Origin of the sequence: Nonlabens sp. Ci31 (assembly GCF_012974865.1) — a bacterium.
Lineage (GTDB): Bacteria > Bacteroidota > Bacteroidia > Flavobacteriales > Flavobacteriaceae > Nonlabens.
The window spans coordinates 72,988-91,678 of the sequence record NZ_CP043633.1 but is presented as its reverse complement, the minus strand read 5'-3'; the positions used below and the strand labels follow the sequence as shown (position 1 = coordinate 91,678).

Here is an 18,691-nt window from a genome sequence, read left to right as displayed (position 1 = left end):
CCACAACTTTAAAACCATGAAATCCATAGGATTTATCCCATTACGTGCAGGCTCCAAAGGTATACCCGGAAAAAACAAGAAAAAGCTTTTAGGAAGACCTCTTTTTTGTTGGGTCCTAGGAGAGGCCATAGCTTCTCATCTCGATGAGGTGTATGTATTTACAGATGATTTAGATATTCTTTCGTTTATAGAAAAAGAATACCACTGGACGGATAAAGTAATTGGGGTAAAAAGAAGCGCTTCTAGTGCCACAGATACCGCCAGTACCGAAACCAGTATCCTGGAATTTATAGATGGGCTGACCTCAAAATTCGACTTATTCTGTTTGTTACAAGCCACTTCCCCCTTCACGACTGCAGTGGATATCAATACCTGTATGGAAGCTGTTGCCCATGGCAAGAATTATGACAGCGCATTGACAGTAGTAAATTCGCATCGTTTTACTTGGCACGCAGACGGTACTCCTAAGAATTATGATATTTTTAATCGGCCTAGAAGGCAAGATTTTGAAGGCCTGCTTATAGAAAACGGTGCCTGTTATGTAACTACTCATTCCGCTTTACGCGAAAGCAAAAATAGAATAAGCGGTAATATAGCTACGATCACCATGTCAGAGGACAGTCTTACCGAGATCGACTCCTTAACCGATTGGAAAATTGTGGAAGAATTACTCGCTGCCCGATTGAAATCAAAGAAACAAAGTGAGCGCATTACCCACCTGATCCTCGATGTAGATGGGGTATTTACAGACGGCTGTATTTATTACGGTGCCGATGGGGAGATGATGAAAAAATTTGACATGCGGGACGGTATGGGTTTAGAGATCCTACGTCAGTATGGAGTAGAAGTGATGGTCATGACTTCAGAGGACTCGCAGATTGTTGCTAGCCGAATGAAGAAATTAAAAATTGACAAGGTATTTCTAGGAGTCAAAGACAAGTACAGCTTGCTTTCAAGAATTGTAACGGAAAATAACCTGTCCTTTTCGCAAATCGCTTATATGGGTGATGATGTGAACGACCTGGCCAATATGTGTGCTGCGGGTTGGTCATTTACCCCAGCAAATGCTACGCAACCTATAAAAAATCACGCAGATGTACTGCTGCAAAACAAGAGCGCCGAAGGAGCTATTCGAGAGGCGACAGAATTTATCATAAAATACAACAATCGTTATGACACATTATAAAGCACCTTATACCATCGCAGAAATAGGTGGAAACCATAAAGGCGATATGGAAATCGCTAAAGAATTGATTAAAGTAGCTGCTATCTTCTGTAAAGTAGACGCAGTAAAGTTTCAAAAGCGCCATAACAAAGAATTTCTTACAGAAGATCAGTACAACGCACCTCACCCTAATCCTGTGAATTCTTATGGAGACACTTATGGAGCACATCGAGAGTTCTTAGAATTTGACCTAAAGCAACATGCCGAGTTAAAAGCTTATTGTGAAGAAGTAGGGATTACTTATTCTACTAGTGTTTGGGATACGACCAGTGCTAAAGAAATTGCAAGTTTGAATCCAGAATTCATCAAAATACCAAGTGCCTGTAACAATCATTACGAGATGCTAGGCTGGTTGTGTGAAAATTACAAAGGTGAAATTCACTGTTCTACAGGAATGACTACCAAAGAAGAGATGGAAGAACTGGTTCAGTTTTTTGAAAAACACCAGCGTGCCAAAGATTTGGTATTGTACAACTGTACTTCTGGGTATCCAGTACCATTTCCAGACGTGTGTTTGCTGGACATTACAACCATGATTAAAAAGTATGGCAATCGGGTAAAGACCATAGGTTTTTCAGGTCACCATTTAGGAATAGCGGCAGATGTAGCTGCTTATACGCTTGGAGCAAACGTGGTAGAACGTCATTACACATTAGATCGCACTTGGAAAGGAACGGACCACAGTGCCTCATTAGAGCCGGCCGGAATGAGAAAATTAGCTCGCGATTTAAAAGCAGTGCACCAAGCCTTAGATTATAAGGCGACTGATATCCTACCTATTGAGCAAGTACAGCGCGATAAGTTAAAGTACCGCAAGGATTAGATAAAATTAAAACCAAAATAACACTCCTTCTCTTGATGCGCTGCATTGACCTTGTCGAAGTGAATGCTTGGGATGGGTGTTGTTAAGTTTTGGAATTTAATTTTTTCAAAAAAGTAGAAAGTGATAAAAACAAGTAATTCAAAAAAGAAAGTATTTATACTGTTCCCTGACGGAGTAGGGCTGCGCAATTTTGCGTTTACCCAATTTAAAGAAATAGGGGAGCACAAAGGCTTTGATATCACCTACTGGAACAATACTATTTTTCCTCTTAAGGAAGAATTGGGCTATCCAGAATTAAAGATAGAAAGCACAAAAATACATTCCAAAACAGCAGTATTAAGTCATGCTCGTAAAAGGGTGGAGTTAGCGCTTTCGCGAAAGCGTACACAAGATCAAGTATACCCCACCTATAGATTTCCGTTGCGGTGGAATAATTTAAAAAGCATATTAAAAAGTGCCTTTGTAAGATTCCATGAAACCTTTAGTGCTACCCCAAAAGGATGGCAAAAATTGATGGATCAAATGAATGCTGCAGAGCGCTCTACAGCGCGTTATCAAGAACTGAAAGCCCAATTGGTAGCACACCAACCTGATTTGGTTTTTTGTACGACCCAACGGGCAACTCAAGCCATAGCTCCTCTTCTTGCGGCACAAGATTTAGGCATCAAAACGGCTTGCTGGATCTACAGTTGGGACAATTTGCCTAAAGGAATGACTACCGTGGAGACGGATTATTATTTTGTTTGGTCGGAGTTAATGAAATCTCAGTTACTGGAGTATTATCCCAAAACAAAAGCAGCACAGATAATAGTCACTGGCACTCCTCAATTTGAGCCTCATTATGATGCTTCTATCTTGCTTTCGCGAAAGCAGTTTTGTAAAACTCATGGCTTAGATGCCAAAACCAAGTACCTCTGTTTTTCAGGAGATGATAAAACAACTTCACCATTAGATCAGTATTATTTGGAAGATACAGCTATCGCAGTGCGCCAACTGCGGGAAGAAGGTCGTGATCTAGCTATTATTTATAGAAAAGTACCTATTGATTTCTCTGGAAGATACGATGCTGTTTTAGAAAAGTACAAAGACGTCATTACTCCCATAGATCCTTTATGGAAACCTATGGGGGAACAATGGAATCAAGTCATGCCCACTAAAGAAGATTTTGCCTTACTCGTAAATACCTGTTACCACAGCGAACTCGTAGTAAACATTTGCTCCAGTATGGTATTTGATTTTGTCATTCATGACAAGCCTACGATCTATCCTAACTATGAACAGCCACAGCTTCAAAAAGGAATTCGTGACATAGGTCAGAATTACAAATACGTTCATTTCCGTTCTATGCCAGACTATGATACGTCAGTAACTTGGGCAATGCGTAAAGAAGAACTATATGATGGGATCAAAGGCCTCTTAGACGGGGAATTAAATCCAGTTCCGGTCACTAAAAAATGGTATGGAATCGTCAACAAACCCGAACAGCCAGAAAAGGCGAGTGAGCGTATCTGGGATGGGATTGATCAAATAATGAACTAATGCACATCGCCTTCCATACACCAGAATACCCTCATAAATCCATAAAGCATAGCGCAGGTATCGGTACGAGTATTAAAAACCTCGCTCAAGCATTGTGTGAAGAAGGACACAGGGTGACCCTATTTGTTTACGGTCAGAAAAAAGATGCTGTATTTACGGAGAATGGGATTCATTTTCATTTGATCAAGCAAAGGAATTATTCATTTGGAGGCTTTTATTTTTACAGGAAACACATTGCGCGTTACATCAATAGAAACAGCGCTGGAATAGACTTGCTTGAGGCTGTAGACTGGACAGGTATGACCGCATTTTGCAAGTTCAATATGCCTCATGTTATCAGATTGCACGGAAGTGATACCTACTTTTGTCATTTAGAAAACAGGCCTCAAAAGAAGAAGAATTATCTTTTTGAGAAATGGGCGTTACAAAAAGCAAAGGCAGTAAGTAGCGTAAGTGCTTTTACAGCTCAAAAAACTAAAGAGCTATTCGGCTTAGAAAATGAAATTACAGTAATTCCAAATCTTATAGCTGTAGAGGATTTTAGACCAGTTCATTCCAAGTCAGAATCAACTTATATTCTCAACTTTGGATCTGTTATTAGAAAAAAAGGAGTCATTGCTCTAGCTAAGGCATTTAATTTACTTGCTGCCCAGTTGCCAGATGTTCGGTTGAAATATTTAGGTAAAGACGTAAAAGATGTGCTTACTGGTAAAATGACAAGTGTATTGATAGCACAAGAAATAGATACAGTTTATCATCATCGCGTCGAATTTATCGATCAAGTAGCTTATGAAGAAGTAAGTAATTATATAAATGCTGCGGCTGTAGTTTGCTTGCCAAGTTATGCCGAAGCCTTTCCTATGACTTGGTTAGAGGCGATGAGTATGGAAAAGGCATTAGTAACCTCAGATATAGGATGGGCAAAGGAAATGATGGTGCACGGTGAAACTGGATTTATGGTACACCCTGAAGACTATCATAAAATGTCTATATATCTTACAGATTTTTTAAAGAATGAGCCAATGCGATCTAACTTAGGTAAAAGTGCTCGTCAGAGAGTACTAGAGAACTTTTCAATACCTATCATAGTAAAACAAAATATCGCATACTATAAAGATTTATTAAGATTATGATTTATTTCTATCATGATGGTTTATCAGTTACTAGACTCACTAATAATGGAGATGTACAGCTGTTGCCCAAAAGTGATACGTTGATTGCCCAATTATTTGAAGTTGCTACGCGCTATCCAGATGAGAACATCATATGGGTTCATGAATCGATTGCAGGTAACTTTGATGTCGAAAACTTACGCTCTAAATTTAAGGATAACAACTATATGTTGAGTCTTGGAGATATTAAGAACCAGTTTTTAGTTCCAGAAATAGGTTATGTGACCGATGGTCCTTTTATAGCAGTTTCAGAAAAAGTGATCTATCCTACTTGGTTGATGCAAGATACTGCGGGGATGGTAGCTGCTGCTGTGATCAACCAATTTGATGTAGCCAACTATAAAAATGTATCATTAGAGTATTTTTTAACTTCTGTGGCGCGAATAGGACAACCACAAGGCTTGTTTTGTTATCATATTCCATGGGAGCAACCAAGCACACCTTTAACTCCTAAGAATACTAGGGCACTTTTTAAGTTTGTGGTGCAGCATTACAAGCGATCGTGGAGCTTATTATTGTTTTTCTTTCTTTTTAGATATGAAAATTTGTTTGCTTTCTATTCTTTTTCGAAAGCGCAATCCAATTCTAAATTTAAGATTGAATTTAAAATCCCAAAACTCAAAACTTCATTTTTTGAAATAAAGAATTTTGACTATGATGTTGTAATACCTACCATGGGGAGGCGTGATTATTTAAAAGATGTATTAATAGATCTGAGCAAACAAGATAATTTACCAAGTAAAGTTGTTGTTGTAGAACAAAATAGCGATCAAAACTCAAGATCAGAGCTCAATTATATAGATAACAGCGACTGGCCTTTTATAATTGATCATTGTTTTACACATCAAACAGGTGCCTGTAATGCTAGAAATATCGCCCTTGAAAAAGTAAATGCAACATGGGTATTACTATTTGATGATGATGTACGTATTGATAAGGATTTTATATCGAGCATAGCCAAAAGCATAAATGAAACAGATGTAAAGGCGATGACTTTTGCTTGTTTGCAAGAAGGAGAAAGAGAAAGTAGAAAAGCGTATTTACAATGGGAAAACTTTGGCTCTGGCTGTAGTGTAGTCCATAAAGAAACTATTCGAAATTGTAAATTTGATATGGTATTAGAGCATGGTTATGGGGAAGATAGCGACTTTGGGATGCAGTTACGCAACTTAGGTTACGATGTTATTTATGCTCCACAAATACATATGGATCATCTCAAAGCTCCTATAGGTGGATTTAGGTCAACGTTTGAATTTAAGTGGCAGAACGACGCTATTCAGCCTAAACCATCACCTCATATTTTGTATCATCGAAGAAAGAACTTTACACGAGAGCAACTTAAAGGTTATAAAATCACTCTCTTTTTCAAATTTTATTTTGATCAATCCATTAAAAACCCTTTTACGTATTTTAACTATTTTAAAAAGGCTTGGAAAAAAAGCCTTTATTGGTCCAACCTATTAGCTCAAGATGCAACAAATTAAAATTAGTCTTATCATTTGTACTTATATGCGTCCCCAACCTTTATCCAGGTTGTTGGAAAGCGTCCTGCTGCAAACTCAAGTGCCTGATGAGGTCTTGATTATTGATGGCAGTACCAATGAGTTGACCAAAAATGCCATCACTCAGTTTCAACTAAAAAGAAACAAGGAGGTTACAGCAGGATTTTCAACCTTAGATTCGCTCCGCTATTTCCAAGTACCAGCAGCACATCGCGGCTTGACCAAACAACGCAATTACGGAATCGACAGAGTAAGTGAAGAAATGGAGGTGGTTGCTTTTCTTGATGATGATACAATTTTAGAGCCTTCTTATTTTCAAGAGCTATTAGCCACCTACCATACGTATCCAGATGCCGTAGGAGTCGGCGGTTACATTACTAATGAAGTTTCTTGGGAACCTTCACCAATAGAAGATAAAAACGATCTGAATTATTTCTACTATGACGGTTACAGGCGTAAAGAAAGCAGTCGCTATATGCTAAGAAGAAAATTAGGTCTGGCACAAAAAACACCTCCAGCCGTATATCCAGCATTTGGACATGGCAGGTCCATCAGTTTTTTGCCACCATCTGGAAAGATATATCAAGTAGAGCAGTTGATGGGTGGCGTCTCTAGTTTTCCATTAGCTATCTTAAAGCAGCATCAATTCTCTGAATACTTTGAAGGATATGGGCTCTATGAAGATGCAGATTTTACATTGAGGCTTTCTAAAATAGGGAACTTATATGTAAATACAGCAGCAAGCCTAGAGCACCATCACGATGCAGCAGGAAGGCCTAATCAATACAGTTATGGAAAAATGGTGGTGCGCAACGGCTGGTATGTCTGGCGTGTAAAACATCCCCACCCGTCTTTTAAAAATAAATGGAAATGGTATCAAATCACCTTATTGCTCGCTGCTATTAGATTTCTCAATATCTTTACCACTAGCGAACGCAAAGAAGCATTTACAGAATCTATGGGTAGAACCATGGGGATATTGAGCTTGTTATTCTCTAAACCTAGGTAATGAAATTTTCTAAAGACATCAAGCGTTATACCACCTACAGCGGTAAGTCTGCTGTAGTGATGTTGTTGACTCAGCAAGGCTTGTGGGCCTTATTTCAGTACCGTTTTTACAACTGGATTTACAATTCAAAGTCACCTAAAATAATCAAGCTGCCTTTATTGTTTGTGGGAGTTTGTCACCAAAAAGGAGTCGAGATGCTTACAGGAATCACATTACCTTACTCTGCTCAAATAGGAGAAGGATTGTACATAGGGCATCATTCTGGAATCATTATGAATGCAGGAGCCATCATTGGAAAAAATTGCAATATATCACAAGGTGTTACCATAGGAGTAAGCGGTAAGGGGAAATACCGAGGAGCACCTGTCATAGGAGACGAAGTGTATATAGGAGCAAATGCTACCCTAGCTGGAAAGATCTTTATTGGTAATAAAGTTGTGGTAGGAGCTAATTCTTTAGTCATAAGAGATGTCAGTGACGGAGTAACCGTTTTAGGTGTTCCTGCTGTAGAAATAAGTAAGAACGATTCAAGCGCTTATATCTAATGAAATTACTCCTCATTTCTGACGCACCTATTCTTTTTGAAAATAAGGAGAAAGTCGCCTATGCGCCCTATGTTAAGGAAATGAATATGTGGATGAAATACGCGACTTCAACCACATATGTTTGTCCGACCAAATACGATCGTTCCTTGCTTACAAAAGCTTTTGATTTCCAAGATTGCGAAATAAAAAGTGTCAAACGTCTAGAATTTCACACCCTATTTTCAGCCATAATTTCTTTTTTTAGTATTCCCTATCAAGCGGTAATCTTGTGGAACGCCATGCGCAAAGCAGATCATATTCACTTGCGATGCCCTGGAAATCTAGCTTTACTGGCTGCTATAGTTCAAATCTTATTTCCGAGTAAAAGGAAGACTGTTAAATATGCCGGCAACTTTGACCCTATGGCATCCCAACCTATGGCTTATCGATGGCAAAAGAGTCTGTTATCCAATACCTTCCTCACTAAAAATATAAAGGTGTTGGTCTATGGAGAATGGCCCAATCAAACTAAAAATATCCAAGCCTTCTTTACAGCTACTTACAGCAGGTATCAAATCCAGCCTGTTGCCAATAGGAATTGGAAAGGACCTTATAAAGCAGTTTTTGTAGGAACCATGGGAGCCAATAAAAGACCATTAGAAGTTTTTGAACTCATAAAAGAATTACGGGCTAACGGAGTTGCTATTTCTTTAGATTATTACGGCGATGGTCCTTTGAAAAAAGATATTGAAATTAAAGTAAAGCAAGCTGGATTAGAAGATCACATCAGCTTGCACGGTAATGTAGAGAACAGCATTGTTACTAAAGCCTATAAAAATTCACATTTCTCCTTGTTACTTTCAAAAAGTGAAGGCTGGCCTAAAGCCGTCGCTGAGGCCATGTTTTGGGGTTGTATACCAGTGGCAAGTAAAGTAAGCTGCGTCCCCTGGATGCTGGGTTATTCAAGTTCAGAGTTAGGAGTTCAAAGTTATGAGTTGAGGGATGATGTTTCCAATTCCAAAGCTCTAGGTTCAAATCTGGAAATAAAAGATCAAGAAACCTACCCTTTAGGGCTAGGGAAAGGTTTCGATGCCAGTTCGAGCGGGAGCGATGCACGGAGCCTGTCGAAGGGTCGAGAACGATTACAAAATAAAAAAAATAATCCATCAGCTAACTTTGCGGCAAACAAGGAACAAAGGGGCATACTAATAACTGACCTTTCAAGAGCAGTTGAGGCAGTAAGCACTTACTTAGGACATCCAGAATTGCTACAGCACATGTCACAAGCCGCCGCGACTTGGTCACAACAATACACTATAGATGATTTTGAAAGTGAAATTGCCTTGCTTTTAAAAGAAACAGATCCACCAAAAGCCTCTAAGAAATGAAACTGCTTCAAATCATAGACAGTCTAGAAGCCGGCGGCGCAGAACGTATGGCGGTAAATATTGCTAATACCCTCGCTAAAGAAGGTCACGACTCCCATCTTTGTGTTACTAGAAAAGAAGGTTTGCTTCAAAAAGCAATTGACTCAGAGGTAGCCTATCTTTTTTTAAACAAGAAAGGCAAGATAGGATGGCGAGCTGTTTTTAAATTGAGGAGTTATATAAAACAGCATCAAATAGAAGTAGTTCATGCGCACAGTACTTCTGCTTATATAGCGGTGCTCGCGTTAGTTTTCTTGAAGAACCAACCTAAACTGATTTGGCACGATCATTACGGTAAGGCTGACCAATTAGATCAAAGGCCCTACAAAATATGGAAGTTGATTTCGGTCTTTTTTGACCAAATAATAAGCGTTAACAAGCGATTAAAAACTTGGGCTGAGAAGGAGCTGAAATGTAAAAAGGTGCTGTACTTAGAGAACTTTGCTGTGCAAGCTCCGATGTTACCCTTGCAAAGTCCGTTGGATGGAACAGCGGGAAAGCGCATCGTCTGTCTTGCCAACTTAAGGGAACAAAAAGACCACCTTAACTTGCTACAGGCTTTTGAGAAGCTACCGACAGAATTTCACGAATGGACCTTACATCTCTGTGGTCAGGATTTTAAGGATGCCTATTCCAAAGACTTACAGCATCAAATACAAAAGCGAGCTCTAGCAAGTCGTGTTTTCCTATTGGGATCTCGACCTGATGTAACAGCCGTTCTAAATGCCTGTGATATAGGAGTATTGTCTTCTAAGTCAGAAGGATTGCCTGTAGCCTTATTAGAATATGCGTTGTGTCCATTGCCAGTGGTAGTTACTGATGTAGGCGCTTGTAAAGAAGTAGTAGCAGATTGCGGGCTCGTTGTTCCTCCAGAAAACGCGAAGCTTCTAGCAGCAGCTTTGGAACAGCTTATCTCAAATCATGAATTACGAGATCGCTATGCAACTCAATTCCAAGAACAGGTGCAACAGCATTACGGTAGTGATCGTTATGTGGAGCAGCTGGTTAAGATCTATAAAGAGGCTTGATTGTTTTTTTTAGACGTTAATAACTAACCCTAGTAGTCATCCCGCTGAAGAGCGGAATCGCTTATATCTCTACATGTGATTTGATTAGATTTCCCCCTTTTGGGAAATGTCAGACGGGTACGGAGTTTCTCAAAGTAAGGACAATGGGGAATGAAAACAGGAGCACAGCGAGACAGGATAATTTTTCCCTTTTAGGAAATGTCAGACGGGTACAAAGTTTCTCAAAGTAAGGACAATGGGGCTGCTATATTGGAATTATATCTCAACTGGTTGTTTAGAACAATGCATCAACACTCTTAAATTCGATCGGCCTTCGTCAACTAGTCGGTCGTCTATTTTTCAGCAGCATGCTGCTCTATAGCATCCCAATATTCGTAAGCACGACGTAGATGAGGTATCACAATCGTTCCACCTACTAATGTTGCAATGGAAAGTGCTTCTACCACTTCTTCCTTAGAAATACCTTCTTTATGACTGGCTTCTAGGTGGTACTTTACACAGTCGTCACATCTCAATACGGCACTGGCAACAAGACCTAAGAGTTCTTTGGTTTTTTTATCTAACGTACCTGCTGCAAAAGCATTGGTATCTAGATTAAAGATGCGTTTGATGATTTTATTGTTGTCTTCTATGATAGCATCGTTCATTTTTGCACGATACGCATTGAATTCTTCTACTTGATTACTCATAAGTTAAGGGGTAGCTAATTTTCTTTTTCTTCTCTTCTGTCGGTAAAGCACAAATTTAGATATGAAAATACTCACTTCGTACAAAATTAACACAGGTATAGCAACTATTATTTGACTGGCAACATCTGGCGGTGTGATAACGGCCGCTACGATCAGCACAATAACTAAGGCAAACTTTCTATTCTTTCTCAGTCCTTCGGGTGTAGCGAGGCCTACTTTAGTTAAGAAATAGATAATGACAGGCAGTTCAAATAGCAATCCAGAGGCTAAAATAGAAGCTCTGATATAACCTATATAACTGGATAAACTAGGTTCTGTCGATATCTCGGGGCTTAAATTATAAGTCATCATAAAGTGAACCGATAAAGGAGCAATGACAAAATAACCAAAGGTGACCCCTATAAAAAATAATAGGGAACAAACGATGATAAAACCACTGCTGTATTTTTTTTCTGACGATTTTAAACCTGGGGATATAAACCTCCATACTTGGTACAATACCCATGGAAAAGCAACTACAAAACCTACTAAAATAGACGTCCAGATATGAGTAGAAAACTCATCAGACATTTCTCTGGATTGGACTTTGAAATTGAAATCTGGATTACAAAAATCACTTACAATTCCGAAATACTTCCCAAAGTCACAAAAGAACTCATAGGTGATAAAAGTACCTCTCTTAGGCCCAAAGATGATGACGTCAAAAATAAAGTCTGTAAAAATTCCTGCAATTACAGCACCTATTAAAATTCCAACTATAGAACGTATCAACGACCAGCGCAGTTCTTCTACATGGTCCAGGAATGACATGTTATTGGGATCTACTTTTTTACGAGCCATGTTATACGATTCCCTCTCTTATTAAATCATGAATATGCACCACACCAGCATAACCGTTTTCATCCACGGCAATCAATTGAGAGATGTTTTTTTCTTCCATCAATTCGCGAGCTTGTACCGCCATAGAATCGGCTGTGATGGTTTTAGGAGGACTGCTCATAATATCACTTGCCACTAAGTCATCGATATTTTTACCGCTAGAAAGCATGCGTCTTAAATCACCATCAGTAATTATTCCTATAGCTTGACGATCTTCAGTCACTACCGTCATTCCCAGCATATTTTCTGAAATATTCACAATCACATCTCTTAAAGAGGTAGTGGCTTGTACTTCTGGTTTGTTATTTTTCTCACTGATGTCATGAACACGCAAGTATAATTTTTTACCTAAGGCGCCACCTGGGTGGTACCTCGCAAAATCTTTATCGGTAAAGCCTTTTAATTCCAGTAAACTTACCGCAAGCGCATCGCCTATAACGAGTTGAACAGTAGTGCTGGTGGTAGGAGCTAGGCCATTAGGGCAGGCCTCTTCTTTGATATGTGCATGTAGAACATAGTCTGCTTCTTTCCCTAAAAAGGAATCTCTATCGCTTGTTATCCCAATCAATTTATTATTGAAATTCTTGATCAATGGCACGAGTACTTTGATCTCTGGAGTATTTCCACTTTTTGAAATACAGATCACCACATCATTGGTTTGTACGATTCCCAAGTCGCCATGAATAGCATCGGCTGCATGCATGAAAATCGCAGGTGTTCCTGTGGAGTTCATGGTAGCTACTATTTTCTGGGCTATAATCGCACTTTTTCCTATTCCAGTGATGATAACTCTGCCTTTGGAGTGGTGTATGTGCAGTACCGCTTTCGCGAAAGCGAAATCAATACCATCCACAAGATCTGTAATAGCCTGTGCTTCAATGCGAATAGTTCTTCTCGCAACTTCTAAAACTTTATTTTCTTCGTCCAAAAATGATTAGTTTTATCTATAATTTGTGATAAGCAAATTATATCGTAAATTTAGCTTACAAAGATAAACAAAACGCAGCAGCCGCATGGCAGATACGCAAATAGGATTAGAAGAAAATCTAAAGAAATTTTTTGGATTTGGGCAGTTTAGAGGATTGCAAAAACAGGTTATAACCGCACTACTTAATAAGGAAGATTGTTTTGTCATCATGCCTACGGGCGGTGGGAAGTCACTGTGTTATCAGTTACCGGCATTGATGCAGGAAGGAACAGCTATTGTGGTTTCTCCATTAATTGCATTGATGAAGAATCAGGTCGATGCCATACGTGGCGTCTCTGACCATGATGGCGTAGCGCACGTGCTCAATTCATCTCTTTCTAAAGGAGATGTGCAAAAAGTAAAAGACGACATTACTAGCGGTATTACTAAGTTGCTTTATGTAGCTCCGGAGTCATTGACCAAAGAAGAATATGTCGACTTTTTAAAGCGACAAAAAATATCATTTCTAGCGGTAGATGAGGCGCACTGTATTAGTGAATGGGGACACGATTTCCGTCCAGAATATAGAAACTTACGCAGGATCATAGATCGTATAGGAGCAGATATTCCTATTATAGGACTCACTGCTACAGCAACTCCTAAGGTGCAAGAAGATATTCTTAAAAACTTACAGATCACTGGTGCAACTACGTTTCAAGCTTCCTTTAACAGGCCTAACCTCTTTTATGAGGTGCGTCCTAAAAAAGAAACCGTAGATGCTGATATTACTCGTTTTATAAAACAAAATGATGGAAAATCAGGAATTGTTTACTGTCTGTCGCGCAAGCGTGTGGAAGCACTGGCTCAGGTATTACAAGTAAATGGGATCAAAGCAGTTCCTTATCACGCAGGACTGGATGCCAAGACAAGAGTACTGCATCAAGACATGTTCTTAATGGAAGATACTGATGTGGTGGTAGCAACCATAGCATTCGGTATGGGGATCGATAAGCCAGATGTACGTTTTGTGATTCATCATGATATTCCTAAAAGTATCGAATCTTATTATCAAGAAACGGGTCGTGCAGGACGCGACGGTGGAGAAGGGCATTGCCTTGCCTATTACGCTTATAAGGACATTGAAAAATTAGAAAAATTCATGTCTGGAAAACCTATCGCAGAGCAAGAAATAGGTCATGCACTCTTACAAGAAATGGTAGGTTACTCAGAAACGAGTATGAGTCGCAGACAATACATCTTGCATTATTTTGGGGAGCAGTTTGATCCAGCCACTGGAGCTGGTGGTGATATGGATGATAATATGCGCAATCCAAAGCCTCAAAAAGAAGCAGTAGAAGAAGTGAAAAAACTGATTCAATTAATAGGCGCGGCAGGGGAACGTTATAAATCTAAAGATATTGTCAATATCCTGATGGGTAAAAATAATGCCATGATTTCTAGCCACAAGTTGGATCAACACGACTATTTCGGCAGTGGTAAGAATAAAGAAAAAGCATTTTGGACGGCTTTGATACGTCAGGTATTGGTCGCCCGTTTGATCAAAAAAGATATAGAAACCTACGGCACGCTTAAAGTGCTGGATGAAGGTCGAGAATATGTGAGGTCTGGAAAGACTTTTATGATGAGTGACGATCACACCTACCATGAATCTACTGACCAAATTGTAGGAGCTTTTAAAGGGGGAGCAATAGATGCACAATTGGTGAAATTCTTAAAGGATTTACGTAAAAAAGTGGCGTCGCAAAAGAATGTGCCTCCGTATGTAGTATTCCAAGATCCTTCCCTAGAAGATATGGCGACCAAGTATCCCATCACAATGGAAGAAATGGCAAATATCCATGGAGTAGGAGAAGGAAAAGCAAAAAAGTATGGAAAGTCATTTGTAGAATTGATTTCGGCATACGTGACAGATAATGACATCCTCAGACCAGACGATTTGATTATAAAGAGTACTGGAGCAAAATCTGGGAATAAATTGTACTTCATTACCAGTATAGACCGCAAGCTGAACTTTGACGACATGGCAAGTGCAAAAGGTATGGATATGAATAAATTGATCAGTGAATTAGAAAGTATCGTTTATAGCGGTACCAAATTAAATGTAGGGTATTGGATTGATGAAATACTGGATGAAGAACAGCAAGAAGAACTCCACGAGTATTTTATAGTATCCGAATCTGATAAAATAGAAGCCGCAGTAGAAGAATTTGACGGGGACTATGAAGAAGAAGAATTGCGTCTCTATAGATTGAAGTTTATTAGTGAAGTAGCTAATTAATTTTTTTGAGCTGATCGCCATATAGTAGAGCGTAAAAATCCCAATAGGAAGATCCCTGTTGGGATTTTTTTATCTCATCACCACCGATTATTTTCTGTCGGCACCACTGTTTTTACTTGTTTAAAGCGGTTACTTATTTCTCAAATTAAAGTTCTAAGCTTTATAAAATCAGGAATTATCTCTTTTGCTTTAAGGTTGGTGTGAGAATTCTGCTTTTGCATCGTACCAGCTGGCAATTGGGAAATCGAGAGTAAAACAAAGTATGTCAACAGGTGACATAGGAGTTAATTTATGGAACTCAAAGCATCTAGCTCGTGGCACGCCTCTTGAAAGTAGTTGAACAAGGGCAAGCCGAAAACCTGATAGAGTAGGCGGGATACAAATACAGAAATCATGAAAAGAATGTTACTTTTTATCGCAGCTGGTCTGATGATGACGATCACTGCTCAGGCAAACGAAATCAGCTTGAAGCAAACCAATGATTTCAACAATAATAATGGCAGGTACAGAAATGTGCAACCGGTATTGTTTACCTATAATCAAGTAGACTATGCTATTTTTCCGAATGGGAAAATCGAGTTTGAATTGCCGGAGTATCGCTCCAGATCAACGGTGAATAGACGCAGCTCCATACGCAGTCATAGTGCCTACCATGATTCCAACAGCAGTAGAGTTGATAGACGTTTTGTGAGATACAACAGAAGAGGTCAGGTGACTAAAATAGGAAACACGCGTGTTTTTTACAACAGTCGTGGTAAAGTTGCTAAAGTAGGAAACCTAAGAGTTCAATACAGAAATAACGTTCTGAACAGTGTAGGCGGACTTCAAGTTTTATATAACAGACGTGGACAAATTACTGCAGCTAGAGGACATGTATTGGTTAGAAACCATTATGGTCGTGGACATGATTGTAACGATCATAAACTTTGGTCACTTTGATACAGATGATCACGGGGACCACCAAGATTGGGATAGCGGAATTTACTTTAAACGCAAGCCAGTTAAACAATAAAGTTCTTTAATGAATAAGTAGGAAAACCTCTTGAGATGAAATTCTTGGGAGGTTTTTTTAGTTTAAAAAAATAAAAGTAAAGTGCCTTGGAGAGCTAGAGCAGCTCCCTTGTTTCAGATCAGCAACGCGCTTGCCTTTATGGAGCTTCCTAAAGTATCCAAGTTACCCAAGTGTCGGTAAAAAATAAGAAGTGGAACACCTTAATTGGAAGTTGGTATTTGATACCTCACTAAAACATCACCTCCTCATACAAAAACCTTAGGAGGTGGTGTTTTGTTAAATAGCGGTACAGGTTAATCTCCCAACTCTTGTAAGTCTACTTCGGTCACTTTTCTAAAAGATAGCTTGTAGCCTTCAAATGCTGCAAATCCATAAAATAAAACATCCATAAAACCAAAGGATTCTATCATCAAGTCCATAAAAAAAGAATAATCAAAGGAGATCAAAGTTTCCATGTAGCCCATGCTCTGATAATCTGCTATAAATCCTATGGAGCTTAAGAAATTCCCTAGGAAACAACTGAGAATAGCAATTACAGCCCCAGATATTCCAAAAATCATATCGATTCCTTTACCCATAAATCGTATCGCATATCCTACTATAAAACCTATACCTATTGCCATATAGCCTATTTGGTAACCAGTTGCTACGGTAACTATTGCCCAAATTATCGCGCCTACAAGACCTGCAGCTATTCCGGCCATAATTCCTACTGGAAAGTTTTGTTGAGCTTTTAATTTTTCACTATGACCTTCTGATAACCCGTGGAGTTGAACCTCTTGGTCTGTGTCCCATGCGACTTCTTTTCTTACCAGAGTTTCATCTGTTTTGAAATCTGCGCATTCGATATCAAAATCAGCCTTGCGGTTGGTAAGTCCGCACAGCATTCCTTGTTGAAGATTCATGTTTCTGTGGGTGCATCTTTCACAAAATGTAAGGTGTTCTGCTCTAGTCATTGTTGGTTGGTTTTGAAATAAAAAGAACCAATATAAGAAGTAAAAAAAACTATACCAGCATTCTGAAGACTGAATTCTAAAGAATTACCTTTGTGGTCTTAAAAAACAATAACAATGCAAGAAGGAATTTACGCAAAATTTGATACTACTAAAGGAGAAATCCTGGTACAACTACATCATGACAAAACACCTGGAACAGTAGGTAATTTTATAGCACTCGCTGAGGGGAATTTAGAGAACAAAGCCAAAGATCAAGGTACTCCTTATTATGATGGATTAAAATTTCACAGAGTGATTCCAGATTTTATGGTTCAAGGTGGAGATCCACAAGGAACTGGTGCCGGTGGGCCTGGTTATAATTTTGATGATGAGTTTCATCCAGAATTACGTCATGACGGACCTGGAGTATTGAGTATGGCAAATGCGGGACCTGGAACAAATGGTTCTCAGTTTTTTATTACTCATATAGCAACGCCATGGTTAGATGATAAACACACTGTCTTTGGTAAAGTAATAGAAGGACAAGATGTAATAGATGCCATCGCTCAAGGTGACGAAATTAAAAAACTTACTATCTTAAGAGAAGGCGATACTGCAAAAGAATTCAATGCTGTCGAAGAATTCCGTCAGTTTGAAGGAGCTGTAAAAAAACGTGAAGAGCAGGGAAGAAAACAAGCAGACCAAGAGATCGATGAGATCGCTATGGGTTTTGATAAAACAGAAAGCGGTTTGCGTTATAAAATTATCAATCATGGTGATGGTGTGCAGGCTGAAAAAGGTAAAACGGTTAGTGTACATTACAAAGGAATGCTGCCTAACGGTAAAGTATTTGACTCTAGTTACGATCGCAAGCAGCCTATAGATTTTGCTCTAGGAATGGGACAGGTCATCGCCGGATGGGATGAAGGAATCCAACTTTTAAAAGTAGGGGACAAAGCTCGTCTAGTGATACCATCTCACATCGCTTACGGAAGTGCTGGTGCAGGTGGCGTTATTCCGCCAGATGCAACATTAGTGTTTGATGTAGAACTAGTTGCAGTAAAGTAACTTATTTTAAAAATATATTTAAAAGCTCTGTTCTTCATGGAATAGAGCTTTTTTGTTTTGCAGGTATGTAGCGTTGGGCATGAGGCATTAGTAGTTAGGTGTAGTAATGAACTTTTTTAATAGGGATTTCCTTGTTAGGTTTTCTTTAATTATAATAATTCCCTTAGGCTGTATAAAAAGTAAATATCATTTTAAGTTTGAAGATTTATGAGTCTTTCAAAAAGCTATAGACTTTGCAGCGCTTGTTGACTCTACAACTAAGGGGTTTCTTCAAAGAGAATTATATGCTTTAGGTTCACAATATCGGAGAGCATCAAATGCTATAGGACTTAATATTACCGAAGGTTATCCTGGCAGTGACGCGCAGTTTGTCAAGCATATTAATCATGGATTACACAGTTCAAATGAATGTGTTTTTGCTAATGAAAAAGCATTGCGTAGAAACTATGTACACTTTGAGCAAAGCGAGGAAGTAAGAAGTCAAATTACCACAATACAAAAGATGTTGACAAGTTTACGAAGTAAAATTAAGGTAAGAATAGATAAAAAATAATTTTACCACATACCACATACCACATACCACATACCACATACCACATACCACATACCACATACCACATACCACATACCACATACCACATACCACATACCAC

Annotated in this window: 16 protein-coding genes and 1 pseudogene; 13 read left to right on the top strand and 4 right to left on the bottom strand. The window is 39.0% G+C overall.

Going from position 1 to position 18,691, the window contains the following annotated elements:
* Positions 1 to 16 precede the first annotated feature (16 nt).
* The 9 genes from F0365_RS00440 to F0365_RS00400 all read left to right on the top strand — a co-directional run bounded on the left by F0365_RS00440 (position 17) and on the right by F0365_RS00400 (position 10,249).
* On the top strand, positions 17 to 1,186 hold the full coding sequence (locus F0365_RS00440) for an acylneuraminate cytidylyltransferase (protein ID WP_169931838.1): 1,170 nt from the start codon (positions 17 to 19) through the stop codon (positions 1,184 to 1,186).
* Positions 1,173 to 2,048, top strand: a complete 876-nt coding sequence (locus tag F0365_RS00435) for an N-acetylneuraminate synthase family protein (RefSeq protein WP_169931837.1) — start codon at positions 1,173 to 1,175, stop codon at positions 2,046 to 2,048. Before F0365_RS00440 ends, F0365_RS00435 begins: the two co-directional genes overlap by 14 nt.
* A gap of 120 nt (positions 2,049 to 2,168) precedes the next feature.
* Complete coding sequence (locus F0365_RS00430; RefSeq protein ID WP_240961774.1) at positions 2,169 to 3,587, top strand: UDP-glycosyltransferase; 1,419 nt, start codon at positions 2,169 to 2,171, stop codon at positions 3,585 to 3,587.
* Complete coding sequence (locus tag F0365_RS00425; RefSeq protein ID WP_169931836.1) at positions 3,587 to 4,720, top strand: glycosyltransferase family 4 protein; 1,134 nt, start codon at positions 3,587 to 3,589, stop codon at positions 4,718 to 4,720. Before F0365_RS00430 ends, F0365_RS00425 begins: the two co-directional genes overlap by 1 nt.
* On the top strand, positions 4,717 to 6,243 hold the full coding sequence (locus tag F0365_RS00420; protein WP_169931835.1) for a glycosyltransferase family 2 protein: 1,527 nt from the start codon (positions 4,717 to 4,719) through the stop codon (positions 6,241 to 6,243). Before F0365_RS00425 ends, F0365_RS00420 begins: the two co-directional genes overlap by 4 nt.
* Positions 6,230 to 7,270, top strand: coding sequence for a glycosyltransferase family 2 protein (locus F0365_RS00415; RefSeq protein WP_169931834.1), 1,041 nt, complete (start codon positions 6,230 to 6,232; stop codon positions 7,268 to 7,270). Before F0365_RS00420 ends, F0365_RS00415 begins: the two co-directional genes overlap by 14 nt.
* Positions 7,270 to 7,815 (top strand): serine O-acetyltransferase, encoded by a 546-nt coding sequence (locus F0365_RS00410; protein ID WP_169931833.1) that lies wholly within the window; start codon positions 7,270 to 7,272, stop codon positions 7,813 to 7,815. Before F0365_RS00415 ends, F0365_RS00410 begins: the two co-directional genes overlap by 1 nt.
* Entirely contained in the window at positions 7,815 to 9,182 is a 1,368-nt protein-coding gene (locus F0365_RS00405) for a glycosyltransferase (RefSeq protein WP_169931832.1), read from the top strand. Before F0365_RS00410 ends, F0365_RS00405 begins: the two co-directional genes overlap by 1 nt.
* The gene (locus F0365_RS00400) at positions 9,179 to 10,249 is read left to right on the top strand and encodes a glycosyltransferase (RefSeq protein ID WP_169931831.1); all 1,071 of its coding nucleotides are present in this window, start codon (positions 9,179 to 9,181) and stop codon (positions 10,247 to 10,249) included. Before F0365_RS00405 ends, F0365_RS00400 begins: the two co-directional genes overlap by 4 nt.
* 332 nt (positions 10,250 to 10,581) lie before the next feature.
* Here the strand turns inward: F0365_RS00400 and F0365_RS00395 are convergent, their stop codons facing one another.
* From F0365_RS00395 to F0365_RS00385, 3 genes are read right to left on the bottom strand one after another with little or no spacing between them, the layout of a single operon-like run.
* Entirely contained in the window at positions 10,582 to 10,938 is a 357-nt protein-coding gene (locus F0365_RS00395) for a carboxymuconolactone decarboxylase family protein (RefSeq protein ID WP_169931830.1), read from the bottom strand.
* Positions 10,939 to 10,941: 3 nt separating this feature from the next.
* Complete coding sequence (tatC, locus tag F0365_RS00390; RefSeq protein WP_169931829.1) at positions 10,942 to 11,778, bottom strand: twin-arginine translocase subunit TatC; 837 nt, start codon at positions 11,776 to 11,778, stop codon at positions 10,942 to 10,944.
* Between the two features lies 1 nt (position 11,779).
* Complete coding sequence (locus tag F0365_RS00385; RefSeq protein WP_169931828.1) at positions 11,780 to 12,745, bottom strand: SIS domain-containing protein; 966 nt, start codon at positions 12,743 to 12,745, stop codon at positions 11,780 to 11,782.
* An 85-nt stretch (positions 12,746 to 12,830) separates the two neighbouring features.
* Between F0365_RS00385 and recQ the strand changes: the two genes are divergently transcribed.
* Entirely contained in the window at positions 12,831 to 15,023 is a 2,193-nt protein-coding gene (recQ, locus tag F0365_RS00380) for a DNA helicase RecQ (protein WP_169931827.1), read from the top strand.
* A 393-nt stretch (positions 15,024 to 15,416) separates the two neighbouring features.
* Positions 15,417 to 15,962, top strand: coding sequence for a hypothetical protein (locus F0365_RS00375; RefSeq protein ID WP_169931826.1), 546 nt, complete (start codon positions 15,417 to 15,419; stop codon positions 15,960 to 15,962).
* A gap of 366 nt (positions 15,963 to 16,328) precedes the next feature.
* Here F0365_RS00375 and F0365_RS00370 read toward each other — a convergent pair whose 3' ends face one another.
* On the bottom strand, positions 16,329 to 16,991 hold the full coding sequence (locus F0365_RS00370) for a hypothetical protein (RefSeq protein WP_169931825.1): 663 nt from the start codon (positions 16,989 to 16,991) through the stop codon (positions 16,329 to 16,331).
* A gap of 114 nt (positions 16,992 to 17,105) precedes the next feature.
* Between F0365_RS00370 and F0365_RS00365 the strand changes: the two genes are divergently transcribed.
* Both F0365_RS00365 and F0365_RS00360 read left to right on the top strand, forming a co-directional pair.
* A complete protein-coding gene (locus F0365_RS00365) occupies positions 17,106 to 18,038 on the top strand; it encodes a peptidylprolyl isomerase (protein ID WP_169931824.1) in 933 nt (310 codons plus the stop codon).
* Between the two features lie 223 nt (positions 18,039 to 18,261).
* Positions 18,262 to 18,591 (top strand): annotated as a pseudogene (locus F0365_RS00360) (four helix bundle protein); the annotation flags it as partial.
* Positions 18,592 to 18,691 lie beyond the last annotated feature (100 nt).

What these genes read in the sequence shown, in the direction of transcription:
- F0365_RS00440 (WP_169931838.1), top strand. Translation starts at nt 17, where the DNA reads ATGAAATCCATAGGATTTATCCCATTACGTGCAGGCTCCAAAGGTATA.
- F0365_RS00435 (WP_169931837.1), top strand. Translation starts at nt 1,173, where the DNA reads ATGACACATTATAAAGCACCTTATACCATCGCAGAAATAGGTGGAAAC.
- F0365_RS00425 (WP_169931836.1), top strand. Translation starts at nt 3,587, where the DNA reads ATGCACATCGCCTTCCATACACCAGAATACCCTCATAAATCCATAAAG.
- F0365_RS00420 (WP_169931835.1), top strand. Translation starts at nt 4,717, where the DNA reads ATGATTTATTTCTATCATGATGGTTTATCAGTTACTAGACTCACTAAT.
- F0365_RS00415 (WP_169931834.1), top strand. Translation starts at nt 6,230, where the DNA reads ATGCAACAAATTAAAATTAGTCTTATCATTTGTACTTATATGCGTCCC.
- F0365_RS00410 (WP_169931833.1), top strand. Translation starts at nt 7,270, where the DNA reads ATGAAATTTTCTAAAGACATCAAGCGTTATACCACCTACAGCGGTAAG.
- F0365_RS00405 (WP_169931832.1), top strand. Translation starts at nt 7,815, where the DNA reads ATGAAATTACTCCTCATTTCTGACGCACCTATTCTTTTTGAAAATAAG.
- F0365_RS00400 (WP_169931831.1), top strand. Translation starts at nt 9,179, where the DNA reads ATGAAACTGCTTCAAATCATAGACAGTCTAGAAGCCGGCGGCGCAGAA.
- F0365_RS00395 (WP_169931830.1), bottom strand. Translation starts at nt 10,938, where the DNA reads ATGAGTAATCAAGTAGAAGAATTCAATGCGTATCGTGCAAAAATGAAC.
- tatC (WP_169931829.1), bottom strand. Translation starts at nt 11,778, where the DNA reads ATGGCTCGTAAAAAAGTAGATCCCAATAACATGTCATTCCTGGACCAT.
- recQ (WP_169931827.1), top strand. Translation starts at nt 12,831, where the DNA reads ATGGCAGATACGCAAATAGGATTAGAAGAAAATCTAAAGAAATTTTTT.
- F0365_RS00375 (WP_169931826.1), top strand. Translation starts at nt 15,417, where the DNA reads ATGAAAAGAATGTTACTTTTTATCGCAGCTGGTCTGATGATGACGATC.
- F0365_RS00370 (WP_169931825.1), bottom strand. Translation starts at nt 16,991, where the DNA reads ATGACTAGAGCAGAACACCTTACATTTTGTGAAAGATGCACCCACAGA.
- F0365_RS00365 (WP_169931824.1), top strand. Translation starts at nt 17,106, where the DNA reads ATGCAAGAAGGAATTTACGCAAAATTTGATACTACTAAAGGAGAAATC.